Source organism: Cellulomonas sp. P4_B5_2 (assembly GCF_056402235.1).
The window spans coordinates 1-4,413 of the sequence record NZ_JBFUHU010000222.1 but is presented as its reverse complement, the minus strand read 5'-3'; the positions used below and the strand labels follow the sequence as shown (position 1 = coordinate 4,413).

Here is a 4,413-nt window from a genome sequence, read left to right as displayed (position 1 = left end):
CGCCCCGGCCGAGCGGCGTGCGCACGGGGGCTCGGCCACCTCGCAGCCGCTGACGCGTCAGGCGACGGGCTCCAGCGCGGAGTAGACGCGGGGCTCCAGGCGGGTGGCGGCCCGCTCGCCGAGCGTCAGCCCGAGGCCGAGGGAGTGCAGCACGCGGGCGACGTCATCRGCGTGCAGGGAGCCGTGCCGTTCGAGGACCAGGTGCACCCGACCGTGCGCGCGTTCGGCACGGTGCAGCCCGAGGATCGTCGTCGACACCGGGGTGTGCCGCGGGAAGCGGGCTCGGGCCGCCGCCTCGTCGGCGTGCTCGAGGACCACCAGGTCGGCGGCGCCCAGCTCCTCTCGCAGTCCGTCGGCGCGCCAGTGCACGGGGGCGTCGTGGCCGCCCGTGACGTGACGCGACCGGTTCGCCGACGAGATCGCGAGCGGCTCGTCGCCCACGGCGCGCGCCGCGGCCGCGAGGAACCTCTGCGACGGGCAGGCGTCCCCCGGCACGATCACCTGCGTGGTCACGACACCGGCGTCGTCGGCGGTCAGCTCCGGCGGCACGTGGCCCGCGGCCGGTGCACGGAACCCGAACGGGCCCAGCGCGCCGAACGCGTCGACCACGTCTCGTACCAGCTCGCGGGACACGCCGACCGGCAGCGCCGCGAGGTCGAACGCGTCCAGCACGTGTCCCGTCGGCGCGGTCACGCTGCCGGTCTGGCCCAGCGGTCGACCCTTGAGCGCGTTGAGCCGACGGACGCCGCCGCCTCGGGAGGTCAGGGCGTAGATGGTGCCGAAACCGTGCGCCACGGGCAGGCCGCGGGCCAGGAGGGCGGCGGCGTGGCGCGCGTCGACGGGGCGGTCGAGGACGAGTCGGGACATGGGGGCCTCCAGGCGGTCACTCCCGAAGGACCCCCGCGAGGAGGCGCAGATACCCGCAGCCGGTGGCATCGTGGTCTGCCATGGCGGTGATCCTCGACATCACGATCTCGCTCGACGGCTTCGTCACCGGACCGAACGCGGGTCCGGACAACGGGCTCGGCGACGACGGGCTGCCCCTGCACGAGTGGGCGATCGGCGACCGGACGCCCGACGACGTGCGGGTGCTCGCCACGCTGACCGCCGCGACCGGCGCGGTGGTCATGGGGCGGCACACCTTCGACGTGGTCGACGGCCCCGGCGGGTGGAACGACGAGCGTCACTACGGCGCGGACCAGGGCGACGAGCCGCCACCGTGCTTCGTGGTCACCCACCACGCGCCGGACCACGTCCGGCTCACCGACCGGATGACGATCGTGACCTCGGGCCTGAGGGACGCGCTCGATCAGGCAGCGGTCGCCGCCGGGGACAAGGACGTGTTCATCATGGGCGGCGGTGAGCTCGGCGGGTCCGCCCTGCGCGAGGGCGTGGTCGACCGGCTGCACCTGCACGTGGCTCCGCTCCTGCTCGGCGCGGGCGCCCCGCTGTTCGCCGGGACGCACCAGTCCCTGCGGCTCGACGAGTCCGCGACCGTGATCACCCGGAACGCGGCGCACCTGTTCTACGACGTGCTGCGGCCCTGATCGGCCCCGACCGACGCCGTCGCCCACGCGAACCCGTCCGGGTCCGCGAACGACCCGACGTCACCGACGATCGCGAGCCGGTGCGCGCCGGAGCCCTCGGGGTCGACACCGGCGTCCTTGGCCAGCGCGCGACGCCCGTAGAGCCCGAGCGTGACCCGGCCGGCGCCCTTCGCGAACTCGACGTACTTGCGGCCGAAGCTCTTCGCCACGGTCAGCCCGCGCTCGACGTAGAACCGCTTGGTCACGGCCACGTCGTCGACGCCCAGCAGGAGCACCACCTGGTCCACCTCCCGCGTCGCCCGGCCGGTGTCCTTCTTCGCCGACGTCGCGACCTTCCAGATCGTGCCGTCGGGAGCCTGGACGACGCCGCCCACGCCCCAGAAGGACTTGGTCACCGGCTTGAGCGTCACGGCGCCGGCGTCGAGAGCGGCATCGACGAGAGCTCGCACGTCAGCCGGCTGCGCGACCGTGAGCGACAGGGTGAACCCGCGGAAGCCCGCGGTCGGCTCCTGCGATGCCGTGACGTGCACGGGGACGTGCGGACCGAAGGCCGCGGTGTAGAAGCGTTCGGCGGCCGACGGGTCGGCCGCACCGATGAGGACGGAGTCGATGGTTGCCATGGTGACGACGCTACGAACGAGTGCCCGCCCGGTGCTTCTCGGATCCTGCTCCGTGTGTCAGAGGTCCGTGCCACGGTGGACGGCATGGAGATCACCCGCCTGCAACCGGCCGGTCTCGTGGTGAGCCCGGCATTCAGCCATGTCGCCGTCGTGCCCGCGGGCGCGACGACCATCTACGTCGGCGGCCAGAACGGCGTCGACGACACCGGTGCGGTCGTCTCGGACGACGTCGCCGAGCAGTCCGTCCGCACCATCGACAACGTGAGCACTGCGCTCGAGGCCGCCGGAGCATCGCTCGCCGACGTCGTGCAGTGGACGGTGCTCATCGCCGAGGACGCCGACCTCGGCGCCGCCTACGGCGCGATCGCCCCGCGGCTCGCTGGCTCCGACAAGCCACCGCTCGTCACCGCCGCGCGCGTCGCCGGGCTCGGCGTGCCCGGAGCGCTCATCGAGGTGAGCGCGATCGCAGCCGTTCTGCCGACCTGAGTCGCTCGAGAACCGCCCACCCGGTAGGCCAGTCGCCCAGCCCGGAACTCGCGTTGAGGTGCCCGCCGGACCCCACGTTCACCAGGTCCCCGCCGACCGCTCCGGCGATCGCCGCCGCGTGCTCCGGCGAGCCGTAGGGGTCGTCATCCGCCACGACCACGACGGTGCCGAACGGCAGTCGTGCGGGGGCCCATCGGTCGAAGCCGACGGCGCGCACGGGGAAGACCGGGCCGTGCACGTCCGGTGGCGCGACGAGGAGCGCCCCGACCACGCCGTCGCCGACGTGCTCCGCGGCCCACTGCAGGACGAGCGTGCAGCCCAGACTGTGCGCGACCAGGAACGCGGGCCCGTCGACCCTGTAGATGGTCTCCTCGAGGTCCCGCACCCACTCATCGCGGACCGGGTCGTCCCAGGAGCGGTGCTCCACCCACACGCTGCCGGGCAGCCGGGCGTGCCAGAGGCGCTGCCAGTGGTCCGGGTCGGAGTTGCCGATCCCGGCGACGAACACCACGGTGGGCTCGCTCATGCGCTGACCTCGTTCCGTTCGGGGGTTCCGGATCGTAGGGCCGGCGCCCGGGACGAGGTGGCTCCAGCGGAGCGGCTGTCGGGATCCTGACGGAACGCGGCAGCATCTCGACGCGCTCGGTCGAGCAGTACCATCGCCCGATGCTGAGCGAGGACTGGATCGAGCACGTGCGCCCCGGCGACCGCGAGCGCCTCGGCTGGATCCGCCCGGACGGTGACTCCTTCGTCGCGCTGGACGTCCTCGGGCGCGAGCTCACCGGCCCCGTCGAGTGGCTGGAGGCCGAGGAGGCCCTGGAGGAGCGCGGCCTGCACTGGCTCTCGGACCTGTGGCAGCTCGACCTGCCGGACGGCACCCGCGCACGCGTCCGGATCGTCGAGGTGACACCCGACCGAGTCGTGGTGCAGACGGACGACTTCGGCTCGGTGGACGTCGAGGTGACCCGCCACGTCCTCGCGTTCCCCGCCCCGGACACCCTGCAGCCGTTCGAGGGCGACCGCTCGACGATCGACGTGCTCGGCTAGCGCTCCAGGATGCTCTTCAGGAGTGCCAGGTCGCCCTTGACGAGGGCCGCGTCACGCTCCAGCTCGGCGTCGGTCATCCCCGGCGCCCGGCGCAGCGTGAACACCACCTCGCACCCGTCGCCGTCGGCGATCGCGCGCAGCGGCACATAGACCGTCTCGCCGGACGGCGTCACCACGACGTGGTCGAGCACACCGAGCTCGTTCTGCGGGGCGAACGTGACCGGCACCCGCCCCTGCGACGTCTCGACGAACCAGCGGCCGTCCTCGTGGACCACCGAGGTGCCCAGCCCGGGAGCCCACCGGGGCAGGTTCACCGGGTCGGAGACGAAGGCGTAGACCTCCGCCACCGGCCGGTCGATGTGCACGCTCAGGTGCCGCGACTCGGTCGTCATGTGACGAGCGTTGCACGACCCTCCGACACTCGCGCGGAGCTCCGGAAGCATCCTGGCGCTCTGCCCGGCGACCCCGTCCGGGGCGGTCGCGGATGCTCACGAGCACCGCGGTCCGGGACTAGCTCGACGTTCCACATCGGCGGCTCCATCGGCATCGCCGTGTTCACGGTCCTCTACGCGAACACCGTCGCCGACTCGCTCGGCAGCGGGGCGGGGCGGCTCGTCGCGTTCACCGACGGCTACTCCACCGCGTTCTTCGCCTCGGGGGCCGCCGTCCTCGTGGGCGCGCACTGACCCGGCCGAGGGCGCCCCCCTCCGGGC

The 4,413-nt window shown here is 73.4% G+C and carries 8 protein-coding genes; 4 read left to right on the top strand and 4 right to left on the bottom strand.

The genetic code is table 11. The features are described from left to right. Positions 1-57: 57 nt before the first annotated feature. Positions 58-867, bottom strand: coding sequence for a hypothetical protein (locus tag AC1DUQ_RS15430; protein WP_477059521.1), 810 nt, complete (start codon positions 865-867; stop codon positions 58-60). 80 nt (positions 868-947) lie between these two features. Here AC1DUQ_RS15430 and AC1DUQ_RS15425 point away from each other — a divergent pair, with 80 nt between their 5' ends. After that, on the top strand, positions 948-1,547 hold the full coding sequence (locus AC1DUQ_RS15425) for a dihydrofolate reductase family protein (RefSeq protein ID WP_477059522.1): 600 nt from the start codon (positions 948-950) through the stop codon (positions 1,545-1,547). Here AC1DUQ_RS15425 and AC1DUQ_RS15420 read toward each other — a convergent pair. Beyond that, positions 1,526-2,167 (bottom strand): glyoxalase, encoded by a 642-nt coding sequence (locus tag AC1DUQ_RS15420; protein WP_477059523.1) that lies wholly within the window; start codon positions 2,165-2,167, stop codon positions 1,526-1,528. The two genes, AC1DUQ_RS15425 and AC1DUQ_RS15420, sit on opposite strands and share 22 nt — an antisense overlap. Before the next feature lie 84 nt (positions 2,168-2,251). Between AC1DUQ_RS15420 and AC1DUQ_RS15415 the strand changes: the two genes are divergently transcribed. Then, entirely contained in the window at positions 2,252-2,653 is a 402-nt protein-coding gene (locus tag AC1DUQ_RS15415; RefSeq protein ID WP_477059524.1) for a RidA family protein, read from the top strand. Here the strand turns inward: AC1DUQ_RS15415 and AC1DUQ_RS15410 are convergent. Further along, the gene (locus AC1DUQ_RS15410) at positions 2,613-3,179 is read right to left on the bottom strand and encodes an RBBP9/YdeN family alpha/beta hydrolase (RefSeq protein ID WP_477059525.1); all 567 of its coding nucleotides are present in this window, start codon (positions 3,177-3,179) and stop codon (positions 2,613-2,615) included. The two genes, AC1DUQ_RS15415 and AC1DUQ_RS15410, sit on opposite strands and share 41 nt — an antisense overlap. Positions 3,180-3,319: 140 nt before the next feature. On the opposite strand from AC1DUQ_RS15410, the gene AC1DUQ_RS15405 reads away from it, so the two are divergent. Next, a complete protein-coding gene (locus AC1DUQ_RS15405; protein ID WP_477059526.1) occupies positions 3,320-3,700 on the top strand; it encodes a hypothetical protein in 381 nt (126 codons plus the stop codon). On the opposite strand, the gene AC1DUQ_RS15400 is transcribed toward AC1DUQ_RS15405, so the two are convergent. Further along, positions 3,697-4,092, bottom strand: a complete 396-nt coding sequence (locus tag AC1DUQ_RS15400) for an SRPBCC family protein (protein WP_477059527.1) — start codon at positions 4,090-4,092, stop codon at positions 3,697-3,699. The two genes, AC1DUQ_RS15405 and AC1DUQ_RS15400, sit on opposite strands and share 4 nt — an antisense overlap. Positions 4,093-4,251: 159 nt before the next feature. Between AC1DUQ_RS15400 and AC1DUQ_RS15395 the strand changes: the two genes are divergently transcribed. Further along, the gene (locus tag AC1DUQ_RS15395) at positions 4,252-4,386 is read left to right on the top strand and encodes a hypothetical protein (protein WP_477059528.1); all 135 of its coding nucleotides are present in this window, start codon (positions 4,252-4,254) and stop codon (positions 4,384-4,386) included. The last annotated feature ends 27 nt before the right edge of the window (positions 4,387-4,413 follow it).